10 protein-coding genes and 1 pseudogene are annotated in these 18,537 nt (G+C 61.6%); 4 read left to right on the forward strand and 7 right to left on the reverse strand.

Annotated features, from left to right (window positions below; genetic code table 11):
• Nucleotides 1-59: 59 nt before the first annotated feature.
• A complete protein-coding gene (locus tag REH34_RS07900) occupies nt 60-1,379 on the reverse strand; it encodes an OprD family porin (protein WP_311971314.1) in 1,320 nt (439 codons plus the stop codon).
• 453 nt (nt 1,380-1,832) lie between these two features.
• Between REH34_RS07900 and REH34_RS07905 the strand changes: the two genes are divergently transcribed.
• Nucleotides 1,833-3,131 carry a putative porin gene (locus REH34_RS07905; RefSeq protein ID WP_311971315.1) on the forward strand — a complete coding sequence of 433 codons (1,299 nt, stop codon included), beginning with the start codon at nt 1,833-1,835 and terminating at the stop codon, nt 3,129-3,131.
• 109 nt (nt 3,132-3,240) lie between these two features.
• On the opposite strand, the gene REH34_RS07910 is transcribed toward REH34_RS07905, so the two are convergent.
• A complete protein-coding gene (locus tag REH34_RS07910) occupies nt 3,241-4,362 on the reverse strand; it encodes a beta-ketoacyl-ACP synthase III (protein WP_311971316.1) in 1,122 nt (373 codons plus the stop codon).
• 383 nt (nt 4,363-4,745) lie between these two features.
• Between REH34_RS07910 and REH34_RS07915 the strand changes: the two genes are divergently transcribed.
• On the forward strand, nt 4,746-6,056 hold the full coding sequence (locus REH34_RS07915; RefSeq protein ID WP_311971317.1) for a hypothetical protein: 1,311 nt from the start codon (nt 4,746-4,748) through the stop codon (nt 6,054-6,056).
• 32 nt (nt 6,057-6,088) lie between these two features.
• Here REH34_RS07915 and hrpA read toward each other — a convergent pair.
• From hrpA to REH34_RS07930, 3 genes and pseudogenes are all read right to left on the reverse strand, one after another.
• Nucleotides 6,089-9,999: pseudogene (gene hrpA / locus REH34_RS07920) on the reverse strand (ATP-dependent RNA helicase HrpA).
• Nucleotides 10,000-10,212: 213 nt separating this feature from the next.
• Nucleotides 10,213-11,910 carry a long-chain-fatty-acid--CoA ligase FadD1 gene (fadD1, locus tag REH34_RS07925; protein ID WP_226505102.1) on the reverse strand — a complete coding sequence of 566 codons (1,698 nt, stop codon included), beginning with the start codon at nt 11,908-11,910 and terminating at the stop codon, nt 10,213-10,215.
• A 268-nt stretch (nt 11,911-12,178) separates the two neighbouring features.
• Nucleotides 12,179-13,861, reverse strand: a complete 1,683-nt coding sequence (locus tag REH34_RS07930; protein ID WP_311971318.1) for a long-chain-fatty-acid--CoA ligase — start codon at nt 13,859-13,861, stop codon at nt 12,179-12,181.
• Nucleotides 13,862-14,142: 281 nt separating this feature from the next.
• Here REH34_RS07930 and REH34_RS07935 point away from each other — a divergent pair, with 281 nt between their 5' ends.
• Nucleotides 14,143-14,613: a MaoC family dehydratase gene (locus tag REH34_RS07935; RefSeq protein WP_226505100.1), complete on the forward strand. Its 471-nt coding sequence runs from the start codon at nt 14,143-14,145 to the stop codon at nt 14,611-14,613.
• Between the two features lie 137 nt (nt 14,614-14,750).
• On the opposite strand, the gene REH34_RS07940 is transcribed toward REH34_RS07935, so the two are convergent.
• Together REH34_RS07940 and REH34_RS07945 are read right to left on the reverse strand one after the other, a co-directional pair.
• Complete coding sequence (locus REH34_RS07940; RefSeq protein ID WP_226505099.1) at nt 14,751-14,912, reverse strand: hypothetical protein; 162 nt, start codon at nt 14,910-14,912, stop codon at nt 14,751-14,753.
• Nucleotides 14,913-14,988: 76 nt separating this feature from the next.
• Nucleotides 14,989-15,345 carry an aspartate-semialdehyde dehydrogenase gene (locus REH34_RS07945; protein WP_226505098.1) on the reverse strand — a complete coding sequence of 119 codons (357 nt, stop codon included), beginning with the start codon at nt 15,343-15,345 and terminating at the stop codon, nt 14,989-14,991.
• 303 nt (nt 15,346-15,648) lie between these two features.
• Between REH34_RS07945 and rapA the strand changes: the two genes are divergently transcribed.
• The gene (rapA, locus tag REH34_RS07950; RefSeq protein WP_226505097.1) at nt 15,649-18,495 is read left to right on the forward strand and encodes an RNA polymerase-associated protein RapA; all 2,847 of its coding nucleotides are present in this window, start codon (nt 15,649-15,651) and stop codon (nt 18,493-18,495) included.
• Nucleotides 18,496-18,537: the final 42 nt, after the last annotated feature.

Consider the following 18,537-nt stretch of genomic DNA (forward strand, 5'->3'; position numbering starts at 1 on the left):
AACTTTATATATAACGTTTATGACATGCCGGTGAGCTACTTGATATCAATTGTATAGAATCAGAAAATATTCAGCGGGTATTCGGTAATCAAGCGAGTCTGAATCAACTTGCCACCGGTGGACGCATCTCCATCGTGCCAGGCTTCGCGCAGGTGGAAGGTCAGGTTCTTCGCAGGGCCCGATTGCACCGCGTATTTCACCTCGGCATCGGTTTCGTGTTCGCTGTCATCCGCGCCATAGAAATTGACGTACGCCGAAGAGCTGTCGACGTGGGTGCCATCGATGCCATAACCGCGGATATGACGCGCCATGAAGCCCAGCCCTGGCACGCCGTAACTGGTCATGTCGAGGTCATAACGCAGTTGGAACGAGCGCTCGTTCGGGCCGTTGAAGTCGGAGTACTGCACCGAGTCCGCCAGGCTGATCGAGTTGCCGTAGCGGCCGGCAGCGTCGTTGTCACCGAAGCCGACGTAATCGAACGGCTCGTCACCGTTGATCTTCTGCCCGGCCAGCGTGAAGGTGTGCGCGCCCAAAGTGTAGGCAGCCGACAGCGACGTCGCGGTGGTGTTGATGGTACCGGCCTTGGCATCGCCGTCGTCGAGGGTGCGGTACAGGTTGAAATCCACCGCCAGCGCCTGGTTATCCGAGAACGGATGAACCAGGTTCAGGTTCAGGTAGTACTGGTTCCACACGTCTTCCAGGTGAGCCCCGTACAGCGAAGCGGTGAACTCCTTGCTGAACTGGTACTTGGCGCCCGCATAGCTCGCCGAAGGAGTATCGACCTTGGCATAGCTGGCCATGATGTTGCCGCTATGCGCAGCAGTGGTGGTGCCGGTGCCCGACGTGAAGTGACCGGCTTCCAGGTTCAGCCCCGCCCACTCGTGGCTGGTGATCAAGAAGCCCGACGCGGTTTGCGGCATCAGATAGTTGTCAGCGGTGGCAAAGACCGGCGCATTGGGTTGTAGATCCCCCACTTTCAACTGGGTGTTGGACACCTGGAACTTGACGTCGCCGCCGCCCTTGGCGATGCCGTGCTTCGGATCACCGTCGTTATCGGTGGGAATGGTCGGACCGCCCGCACGGTCAGTACTGCCATCGATACGCAATGCCAGGTCAGCGAAAGCGTCAACGCCCACGCCGACGGTGCCTTGGGTGAAGCCCGAGCTGAAGGTGGCCATCAGTGCCTGGCTCCAGTCACGAGTATGACCGCCGCCCCCGGTCTGGTTCCAGAACACGTTGCGGTTCAGCAGATTCAAACTGCTGCCATCGACAAAGCCTTTGGTGTCGGATTGATCACTGGCGTGCACCAAGGTTGGCAATGCCATCACGACGGCAGCGGTCATGGCGCTCAATTGAAGCGTATTAAAGATTTTTCTCATTTTATGTCACTCCCCTGCACGAAAATCGTGTAGCGGCATTAAGACGAGCACAGGGTACAGCCACCAATGAAACTGGATTAAGAAAACGCTATGGAGATTTATGTAAATTAATTATTTATGACAACGGAACTCGAATTGTCGTCGAGACGCTTCTGAAAACGACATGAGGGCCCCCTCCCCACACATGTGAAAAATCCGTGAAAGCCACGGTTTCCCTGACTTCGTCGACTTTCAATACCCTGCGACAAACCAACGCAACCGCTCTAGTTCGGTGTTCTCGAGGGCTAAACCGATTCATCTTTCTGCTATCAAACCGCCATCTATCTGTCATAAGCCCTCGCAATACTGGCGCCTGTTTTTAGAACCGGGGGTGCTAAACCCCCACGCGACCGAGCCTTGCGCTCGGCGTGCATTCAGGCGCTTTTCGCCGTATTAGAGTTGGGGAGTTCACACATGGGTTTCGTATTTAAACGTACTGCGGCAGGTTTGTGCGGCGGTCTGATTCTCGCCGCCAGCGCTTCTGCCAATGCCGCTGTCGACGCCAAACTGCTGGAAATGCTCAAGGCCAACGGCTCGATCACGCCCGCCCAATATAGCGAGCTGCAAGGCGAACTGGCGAAGGACCAACAGCAAGCCGCCGCCGATGCCGCGCAGAAAAAGACCGAACTGTCGGCTTTTGATCAGAAAGTTGCCTGGGCCGCCAAGACCCAGATTCACGGTGACGTGCGCGTTCGCCAGGAAAACATCGACCAGGATCACGGCTCCTCCAGCTCCGACGGTGATCGCATCGCCGACCGCCAGCGCATCCGCGCCCGCCTGGGTGTGTACAGCGAGATCAACCCGCAGGTCGACGCCGGTATCCGCGTCGCCACCGGTGGCAGCAACGACACCCGCTCGACCAACCAGGACCTGAACGGCAACTTCTCGAAGAAATCCCTGTGGCTGGACCTGGGCTATCTCGACTGGCACCCGACTGCCGTGCCCAACCTGCACCTGATCGGCGGCAAGATGAACCAGCCGTGGGTGAGCATGGGCGACGTGATCTGGGATAGCGACATCAACCCTGAAGGCGTCACCGCCACTTACAAACTGCCGCTGAGCAAAGACGCATCGCTGTTCGGCAGCCTGGGCTACTACACCCTGACCGACAACGTTGACGGCGAAGGCTATCAATACAACCACGACCTGAGCCTGTACGCCGGTCAGTTGGGTGGCAAGTTCAACCTGGGCAATGCGGTCGGCGTGACCGTAGGTGGCAGCCTCTATACCTACAACAACGAAGACAACAACGGCACCGTTGCGGCCAATACTGCGCTGTCGCGTAACGGCAACTCGGTGGCCAACGAAGACTTCCGTCTGTGGGAAGGCTTTGGTCAACTCGACATCAAGAACCTGCCGATTCCACTGGCGATCTATGGCCAATACGTGAAGAACAGCCAAGCGGTCGACAGCGACGACAAAGCTTACCTGGTGGGTGTCAAAACCAAGCTGGGTGACTTCTCGCTGGACTACAACTACCGCCGCGTAGAAAACAACGCAGTGGTGGGCGCGTTCACCGACTCCGACTTCGGCAACGGCTACACCGGCGCCCACGGCAGCAAGATCAAACTGGGCTACGACATCGACAAGAACTTCGGCTTGGGCGTGACTTACTTCATGGCCAAGACCAATACCCAGTCCAACGGTGCCGCGAACCTGCAGCGCGACGACGACGTCAACACCCTGCAGCTGGACCTGGAAGCCAAGTTCTAAGGTTCATCTCGACAGGCTTGCCGGCCTCCTCGCGGGCAAGCCTTGCTCCCACCGTTCACACCGTTCCAGTGCGTGGGAGCAAAGCTTGCTCGCAAAGAGGCCAGCCGCTTCAACGCTTGCGCAAGATCACGCTACCGATCGAATATCCCGCCCCGAAAGAACTCAGCACGCCCAACGCCCCAGCCTGCAAGTCATCCTGATACGTGTGCAAGGCAATCACCGAACCCGCCGAGCTGGTATTGGCGTAGGTATCGAGAATCACCGGTGCCTCGTCCAGCGTGGCATCTCGCCCCAGCAGCTTCTTGACGATCAGATGATTCATGCTGAGGTTGGCCTGGTGCAGCCAGAAGCGCCGCACCGTGCTGACCTCGATGTCGTTCTCGGCCAGGTGCTGAGCAATGAGCTCGGCGACCATCGGGCAGACTTCGCGAAACACCTTGCGGCCTTCCTGCACGAACAGCTTGTCGATGGCATCGATGCCCTCTTCTGCTGTGCGGTTGAGGAAGCCGAAATTGTTGCGAATGTTGTTGGAGAACTGAGTCAACAGCTTGGTGCTGACGATATCGAACTGATGCGCCGAGGTCGCCAGATCGGCGCGCTCGACCACCACGGCGGTCGCTGCGTCGCCAAAGATGAAATGGCTGTCGCGGTCGCGAAAGTTCAGGTGCCCGGTGCAGATCTCTGGATCAACCACCAGCACCGCCCGCGCCTGGCCCAGTTGCACGCTGTTGGCGGCGGTCTGGATGCCGAAGGTGGCGGAGGAGCATGCGACGTTCATGTCGAAGCCGAAACCCTGAATACCCAGCGCCTGCTGGACTTCGATGGCAACGGCTGGATAGGGGCGCTGCAGATTGGAACAGGCGACGATCACCGCGTCGATATCGGCGGCGGTCTTGCCGGCACGCTGCAAGGCCTGCTCGGCGGCGGCGGTGGCCATTTCACACAGAATCGACGGCTCATCGTTGCTGCGTTCACGCAACCGTGGCTTCATCCGCTGGGGATCGAGAATGCCGGCCTTGTCCATGACGAAGCGGCTCTTGATACCCGAGGCCTTCTCGATGAACGGTGCACTGGATTCGCCGAGGGCGACGACCTCGCCGCGCTCGATGGCGGCGGCGTTGTCGCTGTTGAACTGGTGCACATAGGCGTTGAAGGACTCCACGAGTTCTTCGTTGGAGATGCTGTCGGCCGGGGTGTAGAGCCCGGTACCGCTGATGACGACGTTATGCACGATCGTTCCTCTATGAATGACGCCAATGTTGTTCGTTATTAGTTGCCAAGTGTGCCATATCCGCTTTCGATGCGCGCGCCTGTGCAAAACCGCCCTACAAAACTACACCCACCAGAAAGCGGTAGATGTCGTCCATAAAGCAGGATGTTATTACCGTAAATTTCAAAGTTCGCCGCCCGAGTCGGTCGTCGCTCAACGCTGTTCCCCCAGAAAATACTGAGCGCCGCCCCGATTGACGGCCTATCTGGCGCCCCCTTGAGCGCCGCCAGGGCTGTCAACAGGGAATCACTTCCCCATAGGAAGCACGGCTCCCGGAGCACTTAATAGTCATCCGCCCGGCACACACCGGTATGGAACCCTAGAACCTATTAAGGATGCCCCTGATGCACGATCACACCCACCCGCACGCCCTGCCCGGCACCCCGGATGCCAGCTTCAATCCTGCCTCGGTATTAGCGAGCCTGGATGGTTTCCAATTGCACGGTGTCACCCATTGGCAGCAACACTCGCGCACCTGCCTGGCTCTCAGCAAAGGGCGCGAGTACGCCTTGGCGGTCATCGACGATCAAGGTATCGCCGACCCGGCATTCGGCTCGGCAGGTATCGTTCGCGACTGCTACGGCTCCAACGTCGGCGACGGCATCACCCCAGGTCGCCGTGTCGCGATCCTTGACCAGACCATCATGATCGGCGGCATGACCGAATATCTACCAGGCCAATATTCCCCCGCCATCGCATGCTATGACCTACAGGGCCAGCGTGTGACGCGATTCAATGGCACCGGTCAGTTGGTGCTGGCCGAGGTGCTGGCAACGGCACGATGCGCAATGGGCCCTATCCGCTTCGAAACCAATCTGGCCCTGTGCAGCACTACCGGCCTGGCCATCAATACCCGCTTTGCGGCGCCGTCCAGGCAGATGCAGGATTTCAATCAGGTCAACTTCGACATGCGTGTGGCCCACGGCAAGCTGTACGTGGTGGCTACCGGAAGGGTCGGCGATTCTCCTCGGTTGGCCGGCCTGATCTTCTGTATCACCGCCGAAGGTCGGCTGGACGCAGCGTTTGCCGACCAAGGTGTGGCGGCGCTGCAATCGGACGACTACAGCGTGTTGCTGCGCTCCATCGCCGTGCAGGAAAACTGGATCTATGTGGCCGGCGGCGCCGCAGGAGGCAGCAATCCCGCGCTGGCCGTCCGCGTCGACTACGCCGGCATAAAGGATCCAGGCTTTGGCACTGACAACGGCTTCGCCCTGACCCGTCAGGCCTTCCGTATCAACGATCTGGTCGTTGATGATCAAGGCGAACTGTTCGGCGTCGGTGTCGGCAGCAGTGTGCGGGCCATCGTTGTGCGCTTCAGCGCCGGCGGTGTGCAGGATGACGACTTTGGCGACAACGGTGCCTACATCCCGGGGCTCGCTTACTCCGCCCTGACTTACGCGGGAATCGACGCGCGAGGACGTCTGTTTTTCATTGGTGATTATCTGGACATGCAATCGGGCTATCTGCGCGCCATGGTCACCCGCCTCATGGCGGATGGCAGCGTCGACCCCGAGTTCGGTGTCGCGGGCGTTGCCCGTCTGGATACTCTCGACGCCATTGGCGCCAGCGTGATTGCCCAACCCGACGGCAAGCTCCTCGCCGTCGGCTACACCGACCGCGCAGCCATGCCCTACGCGACTCGCCTGTTTGCCTGAACCCTGGCGCCCCCGGCTTGCCTGCAGGGGGGTCAGGCTTCCACCTGGCTCCACTGCTTGCTCAGACGCTTGTCGGATACCGGCACCTTGGTGCCCAACTGCTGGCCGAAGAGCGACACCCGGTACTCCTCCAGCCACCAGCGAAACAGCTCCAACTGCGGATCACGCTTGCCCTCCTGGCGGTGCTTGTCCAGGCGCGTGGCATATTGCGCCCAATAACCGGACAGCTCGCCACTCCAGACCCGATCCTTCTGCACCTGGGCCGGCAGTTTTTCGAGGCGTAGTTCGATGGCCTTGAGGAACCGTGGCAGCTCCTTGAGCCACAGCCCAGGCGTTTCACGCACGAACCCCGGATAGACCAGGTTGCCCAACTGCTGCTTGATATCGTTCAAGGCCACGGCCTGGGCCAGATCGATCTTGCCCTTGAAGCGTTTTTGCAGCCCGTGCCACAGCTTGAGAATCTCCAGGCTCAAGCGTGCCAGGCGTTCGGCATGCTCGGCCCAGGCACCGCGCTTGCGCTCGGCCAGCGACAGCAGCCCGGCACCGTCGCGGGGCAGGATGGGCTCGCCCTCGAGCACGCAACTGTCGAGGCTGGCCAGCAGGATGTCCTCCACAAGCGCGTCGATGCGCCCCAAGTCGCGATACATCAGGCCTAGCTCGGTCAGCCCCGGCAGCTTGCCGCGCAGGAACTTCGCCGGTTCCGCCAGCTGCTGCAACAGCAGGCGTTGCAGCGCGCGACGATGCTGGAATTCGGCTTCGGCGGCAGTGGAGAAACGCCCTTCCTTGACCGTACCGCCTTCTTCTACCAGCGCCGGATACACCGTCAGCGACAACCCGGCGATGTTCTGCTGGGTGGTCTCGGCCACGGCGGCGAAGACTTTGGCCTCCACCGGCTTCTGGTTTTTTGCCGTCGCGGTACCGCCAGCGCCGCTTGGCTGGCTTGGGCGAAACGCGCGGTCAGCTCGGCCAGATCGCGCCCTTCGCCGAGAAATTTGCCCGCGCCGTCGAGCACTTCGAGGTTCATGCGCAGGTGGCTTTCGACCTGCTGCTCGGACTCGGCCCAAGCCTCATCGCTGACCCGCGCGCCCGTCATCCGCAGCAACTCGCGGCCCAGCGCCTGCGGCAGCGAGCCCTCGGCGAAGGTCATGCGCTGCAAAGCGGCCTTGACGAAATCCGGCACCGGCACGAAGTTCTTGCGCAACGCCTTGGGCAGGTTGCGCACCAGGGCGATGCACTTGGCCTCGATCAGGCCAGGCACCAGCCATTCCAGGCGCTCGCCTGGCAGCGAAGGCAACAGCGGCGCGGGCACGGTCAGGGTCACGCCATCACGGGCATGGTTGGGCTCGAAATGATAGCTCAGGGCCAGGGTCAGGTCGCCCAGGCGCAGGGTATCGGGGTACTGCGCGGCGGTGACTTCGCTGGCCTCGCGCGCCAGCACGTCTTCGGCGCGCATGATCAGCAAGTGCGGGTCTTTCTGGCTGGTGACCTTGTACCAGCTGTCGAAGGTGGCCGTCTGGTGAATCTGCGCCGGTACCCGCGCGTCGTAATAGGCGTAGAGGGTCTCTTCGTCGGCGAGGATATCGCGACGGCGCGCCTTGGCTTCCAGTGCATCAAGCTGCTCGAGCAATTCGCGATTGGCGCTCAGGCAGCGTGCCCGCGACTGGATCTCGCCACGCACCAGGCCTTCGCGGATGAACAGTTCGCGCGAGGCGACCGGATCCACCGGGCCGAAATGCACCGGCCGCCGACCGATGATGATCAGGCCGTACAGCGTGACCTGTTCGAAGGCCACCACCTGGCCGCGCTTTTTCTCCCAGTGCGGCTCGAAGTGGTTGGTCTTGACCAGATGGCGCGCCAGGGGCTCGATCCAGTCCGGTTCGATCTTGGCCACCATCCGCGCGTACAACTTGGTGGTTTCCATCAACTCGGCGGCCATCAACCATTGCGGACGTTTGCGGCCAATACCTGACGACGGATGAATCCAGAAGCGCCGTTGGCGAGCGCCAAGGTAATCACCTTCTTCGGTTTTCTGGCCGATCTGGCTGAGCAGGCCGGAAAGGATCGCCTTGTGCATTCTGGGATGATCGGCCGGGTCCTTGTTGACGGTCAGCTGCAGGTCGCGACAGATCAGCCCGAGCTGGCGGTGGGCATCGCGCCACTCGCGCAGACGCAGGTAGTTGAGGAAATTCTTGCGGCACCAGTTGCGCAGCGGGCTGGCGGTCAGGGCCAGACGCTGCTCTTCAAAGCCGCGCCACAGATTGACCAATGCAGCGAAATCCGAATCGGCGTCCTTCCACTGTGCGTGGGCCTGGTCCGCCGCTTGCTGGCGCTCGGGTGGGCGCTCGCGCGGGTCCTGCACCGACAGCGCACTGGCGACGATCAACACTTCCTGGAGGCTGCCTTGCTGCGCGGCTTCGAGCAGCATCCGCCCCAGACGCGGGTCCACCGGCAAACGTGCCAACTGCCGGCCCATGGGGGTCAGTTGATTGTCGCGGGTCACCGCAGAGAGCTCTTGCAGCAGATTGAAGCCGTCGGTGATGGCCTTGCCATCCGGCGGCTCGATGAACGGGAAGGCGTCGATGGCGCCGAGGCGCAGGTGCAGCATCTGCAGGATCACGGCCGCCAGGTTGGTGCGCAGGATCTCGGGATCGGTGAAGGCCGGCCGCGCGTTGAAGTCTTCTTCACTGTACAGGCGCACGCAAATGCCCGGCTCGACCCGCCCGCAACGACCCTTGCGCTGGTTGGCGCTGGCCTGGGACACCGCCTCGATCGGCAAGCGCTGGACCTTGGCACGGTAACTGTAGCGGCTGATGCGCGCGGTGCCGCTGTCGATCACGTAGCGGATGCCGGGCACGGTCAGCGAGGTTTCGGCGACGTTGGTGGCCAGGACCACCCGTCGACCTGGATGCGATTGGAAGATGCGCTGCTGTTCGGCCGGCGATAACCGCGCGTACAACGGCAGGATTTCGGTGTGCTTGAGTTGCGCCTTGCGCAGCATGTCGGCCGCATCGCGAATTTCCCGCTCGCCGGGCAGAAACACCAGCACGTCGCCCGGGCTTTTGCCGTTGCTGCGTTCGAAGTGGGCGATTTCATCGAGCGTGGCGATGATTGCCTGGTCGACGCTGAGGTCTTCCTCGACGCTGTTGCCCTCCTCGTCCTGCTCGCTGGTCAGCGGCCGGTACCAGGTGTCCACCGGGTAGGTGCGGCCGGACACCTCGATGATCGGCGCCTTGTCGAAGTGCTCGGAAAACCGCTCCAGGTCGATGGTCGCCGAGGTGATGATGACTTTCAGGTCCGGGCGGCGTGGCAGCAAGGTCTTGAGGAAGCCGAGGAGGAAATCGATGTTGAGGCTGCGCTCGTGGGCTTCGTCGACGATGATAGTGTCGTAGCGCTCCAGAAAGCGGTCGTGCTGGGTTTCGGCCAGCAGGATGCCATCGGTCATCAGCTTGACCAGGGTATTGCTGTCGCTCTGGTCTTCGAAGCGTACTTGATAGCCCACCAGCCCCCCCAGCGGGGTGGCGAGTTCTTCGGCGACTCGTGCGGCGACGCTGCGTGCGGCGATCCGTCGAGGCTGGGTGTGGGCGATCTGGCCATGTTGGCCGCGGCCCAGTTCCAGGCAGATCTTCGGTAACTGGGTGGTTTTGCCCGAGCCGGTCTCGCCGGCGATGATCAGCACCTGGTGCTCGGACAGCAGCTTCTTGATCTCGTCGCGCTTGGCGGCGATCGGCAGATTGTCGTCGTAGCGAATCGTCGGCACGCTGTCGCGCCGCGCCGTGACCCGGGCGCACGAGGCCTGCAGTTTCTCGACCCACTGCGCCAGCTTGCCTTCATCGGGCTTTTTGCGCAGTTCCAGCAATTGGCGTCGCAGGCGGTTGCGATCGCCGATCATGGCATGGTCGAGGGTATTGAGCAGGTCGCCGGTAGCGGGAGTCTGGAGGGTCATCAGGTACGTCGGAGTCTTCTACAGGAGGGCATTTCACCGTGATCGGGCATTATCGCAGAAATGCCCGGTGACGTGGGCATGGGGGAATGTGCGCAGGCTGTACCGGCCTCTTCGCCGCCGAACGCGCGCCCCTGCTCCCACAGGTGTATACCGTACTATCGTGGGAGCGAGCTTTGCTCGCGAAGAGGCCCTGCGCATCGCCGCACGATCCGATCAAGCGATCTTCTTCAGCCCCAGCTTGCGCAGCTCTTCGTCGCGCAGCTCGCGGCGCAGGATCTTGCCGACGTTGGTGGTCGGCAGCGCGTCGCGGAACTCCACGGACTTGGGCACCTTGTAGCCGGTGACGTTGGCGCGCATGTGCTCCATGACCTGCTCCTTGGTCAGGGTCATGCCCGGGCGTACCACCACGAAAATCTTGATGACTTCGCCGGATTTTTCGTCCGGAATACCGATGGCCGCGCACTGCAGCACGCCTGGCAGCGAAGCCAGTACATCTTCGAGCTCGTTGGGATACACGTTGAAACCCGAGACCAGGATCATGTCCTTTTTGCGATCGACGATGCGCATGTAGCCATCTTCCTGGATCAAGGCGATATCACCGGTCTTCAGCCACCCTTCGCTGTCGAGGATTTCGTCGGTTGCCTCCTGGCGCTGCCAGTAGCCCTTCATTACCTGCGGGCCCTTGATGCACAGCTCGCCGATTTCACCGAAGGACAATTCCTGACCGCTGTCGTCGACCACCTTGCACAGCGTCGAGGGTACCGGAATGCCGATGGTGCCGACCTGAATCTTCTGGATCGGGTTGACGCTCGCCACCGGGCTGGTTTCGGTCATGCCGTAACCTTCGCAGATAGGGCAACCGGTGATTTCCCGCCAGCGTTCAGCGGCGGCCAGCTGCAAGGCCATCCCGCCCGACAGGGTGACCTTCAACGAGGAAAAGTTCAGCGCGCGGAATTCAGCGTTGTTGCACAGCGCCACGAACAGCGTGTTGAGGCCGATGAAGGCGCTGAACTTCCATTTCGACAGTTCCTTGACCATCGCTGGCAGGTCCCGCGGGTTGCTGATCAGGATGTTGTGATTACCGATCAACATCATGGCCATGCAATGGAAGGTGAACGCGTAGATGTGGTAGAGCGGCAATGGCGTGATGACCACCTCGCAACCTTCGTTGAGGTTGGAGGCCATCAGCGCCTTGCACTGCAACATGTTGGCGATGAGGTTGCGATGGGTGAGCATCGCGCCCTTGGCAATACCGGTGGTCCCCCCGGTGTACTGCAGCACGGCTACATCGTCATGCTGCGGATTGGCTTCGCGCACCGCATGGCCATGGCCCTTGCGCAACACGTCGTTGAAACGCACGGCGGTGGGCAGGTGGTACGGCGGCACCATTTTCTTCACGTACTTGATGACGCTGTTGACCAGCAGGCGCTTGAGCGGCGCCAGCAGATCGGCCACTTCAGTGACGATGATGTGCTTGACCTTGGTCTTGGGCACCACGTTCTGTGCCAGATGCGCCATGTTGGCCAGGCACACCAGCGCCTTGGCGCCGGAATCGTTGAACTGGTGTTCCATTTCCCGCGCGGTGTACAGCGGGTTGGTGTTGACCACGATCAGCCCGGCACGGATAGCGCCGAATACCGCCACCGGATACTGCAACACGTTGGGCAACTGCACGGCGATGCGATCGCCGGGCTGCAGATCGGTGTGCTGTTGCAGGTAAGCCGCAAAGGCGCCGGACAGCTCGTAGAGCTCGCCGTAGGTGAGGGTCTTGCCCAGGTTGGTGAACGCCGGCTTGTCGGCGAAACGCTGGCAGGACTGCTGCAACACTGCCTGGATATTCGGATACTGATCCGGATCGATATCGGCGGCGATGCCCACCGGATATTTGTCCTTCCAGAAGTTGTCGATCATCGAACCCCGCTCCTCCAGCCACTGCAAAGACTCACCGCATTTGATGCGGCTATTATTAAAAGTGTCGTTCGGCCTCTCCCACAACAGCGAGATAGAGCCAAAGCGCGGCCGAGAGTAGCAGCTTTGCAAAACGGCCACCAGAGGGCCGAGCAGGGCTTAATGGTCATATTCGGAACCAAATATTAATATCTGGTCATATTTAAAGTAAAAGCACCACACTGTAGGACCGGGCTCTGCCCGGCCCTACCCATTACGAGCATGCAAGCAGTCAACCTTCATCCCGCAGCTCCCGACGCAGGATCTTGCCCACCGCCGTCATCGGCAGGCTCTCGCGCAGGACGATCTGGTGCGGGACCTTGTAGCCGGTGAGGTTAGCCTTGCAGAACTGCTTCAACTCCTCGAGGTCGAGCCCCGCCCCGCGCGGCACCACGAACAGCTTGACCGCCTCGCCGGTACGCGAGTCCGCAACGCCGATGGCGGCGCAGCTGGCGACATTGGGATGGCCCATCACCACCTCTTCGACTTCGTTGGGGTACACGTTGAAGCCCGAGACGATGATCATGTCCTTCTTGCGGTCGACGATGCGCACGAAGCCGTCGCTGCTGATGATGGCGATGTCACCGGTCTTCAACCAGCCGTCGCTGTCCAGAGTGTCGGCGCTCGCCTGGGGATTGTTCCAATAGCCCTTCATCACCTGCGGGCCCTGGATGCACAACTCGCCGCGCTCGCCCAGCGCCAGCTCGACGCCCTGGTCATCGATGACCTTGACGGCAGTGCCCGGCAGCGGGATACCCACCGAGCCCAATTGCGCGCTGGGGCCATAGGGGTTGGCGCAGGCTACGGGAGAGGTCTCGGTCAAGCCATAGCCTTCGACGATACGGCAACCGGTCAGCGCCTCCCAGCGCTCGGCCGTGGCGGTGGACAACGCCGTACCACCGGAATTGGTGACCTTCAGCGAGGAGAAATCCAGGCTGCTAAATTGCGGGTGGTCCATCAAGGCGACGAACAAGGTGTTGAGCCCCAGCAGCCCGGTGAACCGCCACTTTTTCAGTTCCTTGATAAAGCCGCCGATATCCCGCGGGTTGGTGATCAGCACGTTGTGATTGCCGCTGGCCATCATGCACATGCAGTTGGCCGTGAAGGCATACACGTGATACAGCGGCAGCGGCGCGATCATCACCTCCTGCCCCGGCTCGATCATCCGCTCGCCGCCTTCGCCCCGCTGGGAAAAACAGGCCTGCACCTGCAGCATGTTGGCAATCAGGTTGCCGTGGGTGAGCATCGCGCCTTTGGCCTGACCGGTGGTACCGCCGGTGTATTGCAGTACCGCGGTGTCATCCTGGCCGACCGCTACCGCAACGGCCTGTAGTTGCGCGTGGAGCACCTGGCGAAACCTGACGGCCTGCGGCAGGTGATAGAGCGGTACCATTTTCTTCACCTTGGCCACCAGCAGATTGACCAGCCAGCTTTTGGGCGCCGGCAGCAGGTCGCCCATCCTTGCCTCGATGAGAAATTCGATATCCGTGTCATCCAACACCTGCTCGACCTTGTCGCCAAACAGGTTGAGGTAGACCAGCGCGCGCACCCCGGCATCCTTGAACTGGTGGCGCATCTCGCGCACGGTGTACAGCGGGTTGGTATTGACCACCACCAGCCCGGCCAGCAGCGCACCGAACACGGCGATGGGGTACTGCAACACGTTGGGCATCTGAATGGCGATGCGGTCACCGGGGCGCAGCGAGGTGTGCTGCTGCAACCAGCCGGCGAAGGCACGGGCGTGAGCCTGGAGCTGGGCGTAATCGAGCGTTACACCCAGATTGCTGAACGCCGGGCGCTGGGCAAAGCGTTCACAGGAGCGATCGAAGACCTCGACCACGGAGCGATAGGCAGTCAAGTCGATGGACGAGTCCACACCGGCAGGGCGTTTGTCGTTCCAGAAATCGGCATTCATTATTATTGTCCTCAGGCCGCGCAGACACCTGCCGAACCCCATGCAGGGCAAGCACAGCGCAGCGTTCAGGACGTTAGCAGGTCAGCACGAACAGTCCCACAGGCAATGCTTCACTATTAACATCGTGAATCTATTTAATATAGAGGCATCGCCAATGTGCTCCACTGCGCTTGGTCGGACGTCTCAACCATTCAAAGCAATTTCGTCACCGCTGCCACTACCGTGTCCACCTGATGCACGGTGCATCGCGGCTTTTCACGTTCAGCGAAGGATTCTTCTCCATGACCCAAGTCACCAACACGCCCTACGAAGCGCTTGAAGTCGGCCAGACCGCCAGCTTCAGCAAGACCGTCGAGGAACGTGACATCCTGTTGTTCGCCGCCATGTCGGGTGACTGCAACCCCGTGCACCTGGATGCCGAATTCGCCGCCGCCACCATGTTCAAGGAGCGCATCGCCCACGGCATGTTCAGCGGCGCCCTGATCAGCGCGGCAGTGGCCTGCGAACTGCCTGGGCCGGGGACCATCTACCTGGGCCAGCAGATGACCTTCCAGAAGCCAGTCAAACTGGGCGACACCCTGACCGTGCGCCTGGAAATTCTCGAAAAACTGCCGAAATTTCGCGTGCGCATCGCTACTCGCGTCTTCAATCAGCGCGATGAGCTGGTGGTGGACGGCGAAGCGGAAATCCTCGCGCCGCGCAAGCAGCAGACCGTGACCTTGGCGACGCTGCCGGCGATTCAGGTCGGTTGATCGGCACTAAAATCCAGACGAAAAAAAAGGCGACCGAAGTCGCCCCGAATGCCTTGCGTGCCTGTTTGCGAGTGCATGGGGCAAGAATAACCGCAGGGCAGCGGGGCGACATTGACCTGGATCAAGGTGACCACGGGTCATTTCTTCTTTGGTTTCTTTTTCGCTTTCTTGGCGCCTTTGCCCAGCGGCAGCGCCTGCTCGAACGCCTGACGGACTTCCTTCAGGCGTTTTTCGTTGAGGTCATGCACGCGCTTGGCGCGTTCGGCAGAAAAGTCGATCAGGTTCGGGTCATCGCTCATGGTCATCGCACATCGGTTTTCGATTTCGGGATGCACTCATAATGCGGGCTGCTCGGGCCGCTGACCAGCCCCGCCGTCAGACCTCGATATTGATCAACAGGCCCTGGCGCGGCTCGTTGTCGATCAGCGGCGCCACCGGCACCGTGTCATCGGGGTTGAGTTCGTAGCCGGGCATCGGCAGATAGGCCTCAGGCTCCTCGGGCTCGGCGTGCTCCTCTTCCTCGCCCTCCCCGCGCCGCTCGCGATATTGGCGCTGGAATTCTTCATGCAGGCGCTGCGCGGTCTCGTCCTGATCGCGCTGACGAAATTCGAGCGTCGGATTCCCCGGACTGGCCTGAACCGGCGCCACCGGAGGGATCGCGGGCGGCTGGCGCACGGGATCCAGTTGCGACGTCACGGGCAAGGCGCTGATCGGTAAATGGGGCGGTATCATCGTTTAGGTCTCCTGTCGCCAAGGCTGTCGGCAGCGCATGAGGCGACTTGAGTCTATTTGTCGCACCTTGTATCAATATCGTTACCTGGATCACACTTTCACTGCACCGCCGGTCGCTTCCTGCAGGCGCGGGCTTCGCTCGCGAAGGCGTCAGCCGGGGCACCGCACAGCCCCATCAGTGGGCAGGGCCCCACTCCGACAGCAGATAACCGAGCTCATTGCCATGTTTCTGACCAGAGTCTTTGGCCCTCGGGGTCCCTATCCGTTAGAATAGTCGGCTTTTTAGGGCGGGAGTCAGGCAGCATGGCGCAGCAGTATCAACCGGGGCAACGCTGGATCAGCGACAGCGAAGCCGAGTTAGGTCTAGGCACCGTTCTGGCACAGGACGGCCGCTTGTTGACCGTACTCTATCCGGCGACTGGCGAGACCCGCCAATACGCCCTGCGCAACGCCCCGCTCACCCGAGTGCGGTTTTCGCCAGGCGACGTCATCACGCACTTCGAGAACTGGAAGCTCACGGTCGTCGAGGTCGAGGACGTCGACGGCCTGCTGGTCTATCATGGCCTCAACAGCCAGAACCAGACCTGCGTGCTGCCGGAAACCCAGCTCTCCAACTTCATTCAGTTCCGCCTGGCCAGTGACCGCCTGTTCGCCGGGCAGATCGACCCGTTGCCTTGGTTCTCGCTGCGCTACAACACGCTCGAACACACCAGCAAGCAATTGCAGTCCTCGCTCTGGGGCCTGGGTGGCGTGCGCGCGCAACCGATCGCTCACCAATTGCACATTGCCCGCGAAGTGGCCGACCGTATCGCCCCGCGGGTACTGCTGGCCGACGAAGTAGGCCTGGGCAAGACCATCGAGGCCGGCCTGGTGATCCATCGCCAGTTGCTGTCGGGGCGCGCCAATCGGGTACTGATCCTGGTCCCGGAAAACCTCCAGCACCAATGGCTGGTTGAAATGCGTAGGCGTTTCAACCTGCAGGTTGCCCTGTTCGACGCCGAACGGTTTATCGAGAGCGACGCGAGCAACCCCTTCGAAGACGCGCAACTGGCGCTGGTTTCGCTGGAGTGGCTGACCGAAGACGAAAAAGCTCAAGATGCCGTGTTCGCCGCAGGCTGGGACCTGCTGGTGGTCGACGAGGCGCACCACCTGGTGTGGCATGAAGAAAAGGCCAGCCCGCAATATTCGCTGGTCGAACAGCTTGCCGAGGTCATCCCTGGCGTACTGCTGCTCACCGCGACTCCGGAACAACTGGGCCAGGACAGCCACTTCGCGCGCCTGCGCCTGCTCGATCCCAACCGTTTCCACGACCTGGCTGCCTTCCGCGCCGAGAGCGAAAACTATCGCCCAGTGGCCGAAGCTGTGCAGGAACTGCTCGAACAAGGTCGCCTGTCGCCTGGCGCGCACAGCACCATCCAGGGCTTCCTGGGTGCCGAGGGCGATGCCCTGCTGGCCGCGGTCAACGATGGCGACGCCGAAGCCAGCGCGCGTCTGATCCGCGAATTGCTCGACCGCCACGGCACCGGCCGCGTGCTGTTCCGCAACACCCGCGCCGCCGTGCAAGGCTTCCCCGAGCGCAAGCTGCACCCGTACCCGTTGACCTGCCCGGATGAATACCTCGAACTGCCGATTGGCGAAAAGGCCGAGCTGTATCCGGAAGTGGCCTTCCAGGCGCAGGCCGACAGCAGCGAAGAAACCCGCTGGTGGCGCTTCGACCCACGGGTCGAGTGGCTGATCGATACTCTGAAGATGCTCAAGCGCGTCAAGGTCCTGGTCATCTGCGCCCATGCCGAAACCGCCATGGACCTCGAAGACGCCCTGCGCGTGCGCTCCGGCATTCCGACCACCACCTTCCATGAAGGCATGAGCATTCTGGAGCGCGACCGCGCCGCAGCCTACTTTGCCGACGAGGAGTTTGGCGCCCAGGTGCTGATCTGTTCGGAGATCGGCTCCGAAGGTCGCAACTTCCAGTTCGCCCATCACTTGGTGATGTTCGACCTGCCGGCGCACCCCGATCTCCTCGAACAGCGCATCGGCCGTCTCGACCGGATCGGCCAGAAGCACATCATCGAGCTGCACGTGCCCTATCTGCAGAACAGCCCGCAAGAGCGCCTGTTCCAGTGGTATCACCAGGCCCTCAACGCTTTCCTCAATACCTGCCCGACCGGCAACGCCCTGCAGCACCAGTTCGGCCCACGCCTGCTGCCACTGCTGGATGAAGGTGACGACGAAGCCTGGCAAGTGCTGGTTGACGAAGCCCTCGCTGAACGCGTGCGCCTGGAGGCCGAGCTGCATGGCGGTCGCGACCGCCTGCTGGAGCTCAACTCCGGTGGCGCCGGCGAAGGCCAGGCCCTGGTCGAGGCCATCGAGGAGCAAGACGATCAGTTCGCCCTGCCGATCTATATGGAAACCCTGTTCGACGCCTTCGGCATCGACAGCGAAGATCACTCCGAGAACGCGCTGATCCTCAAGCCCAGCGAAAAAATGCTCGACGCCAGCTTCCCGCTGGGTGACGACGAAGGCGTGACCATCACCTACGATCGTCATCAGGCGCTGTCCCGCGAAGACATGCAGTTCATCACTTGGGAACACCCCATGGTGCAGGGTGGCATGGACCTGGTACTGGCTGGTTCGATGGGCAACACCGCCGTCGCGCTGATCAAGAACAAGGCCCTCAAGCCAGGCACGGTGCTGCTCGAACTGCTGTATGTGAGTGAAGTGGTGGCGCCACGCTCGCTGCAATTGGGCCGCTACCTGCCACCGGCGGCATTGCGCTGCCTGCTGGATGCCAATGGTAACGACCTGGCTGGACGGGTGTCTTTCGAGACCCTCAACGACCAGCTCGAGAGCGTGCCCAAGGCCAGCGCCAACAAGTTCATCCAGGCCCAGCGCGACCAGCTGACCCCGCGTATCAACGCCGGCGAAGCCAAGGTCGCCCCACGGCATGCCGAACGTGTGGCCGAGGCCCAGCGCCGCCTGGCGGCAGAAACCGATGAAGAGTTGGCGCGCCTGACTGCCTTGCAAGCGGTCAACCCGACCGTACGTGACAGTGAGCTGCAAGCCCTGCGCACCCAGCGCGAGCAAGGCCTGGCCATGCTCGACAAGGCGGCGCTGCGCCTTGAGGCCATCCGCGTGCTGGTAGCCGGCTAAGCTGCACATCAACCCCTGCGGGAAGCTCTGCTCCTAAAGCCT

Origin of the sequence: Pseudomonas baltica (assembly GCF_031880315.1) — a bacterium.
Taxonomy (GTDB): domain Bacteria; phylum Pseudomonadota; class Gammaproteobacteria; order Pseudomonadales; family Pseudomonadaceae; genus Aquipseudomonas.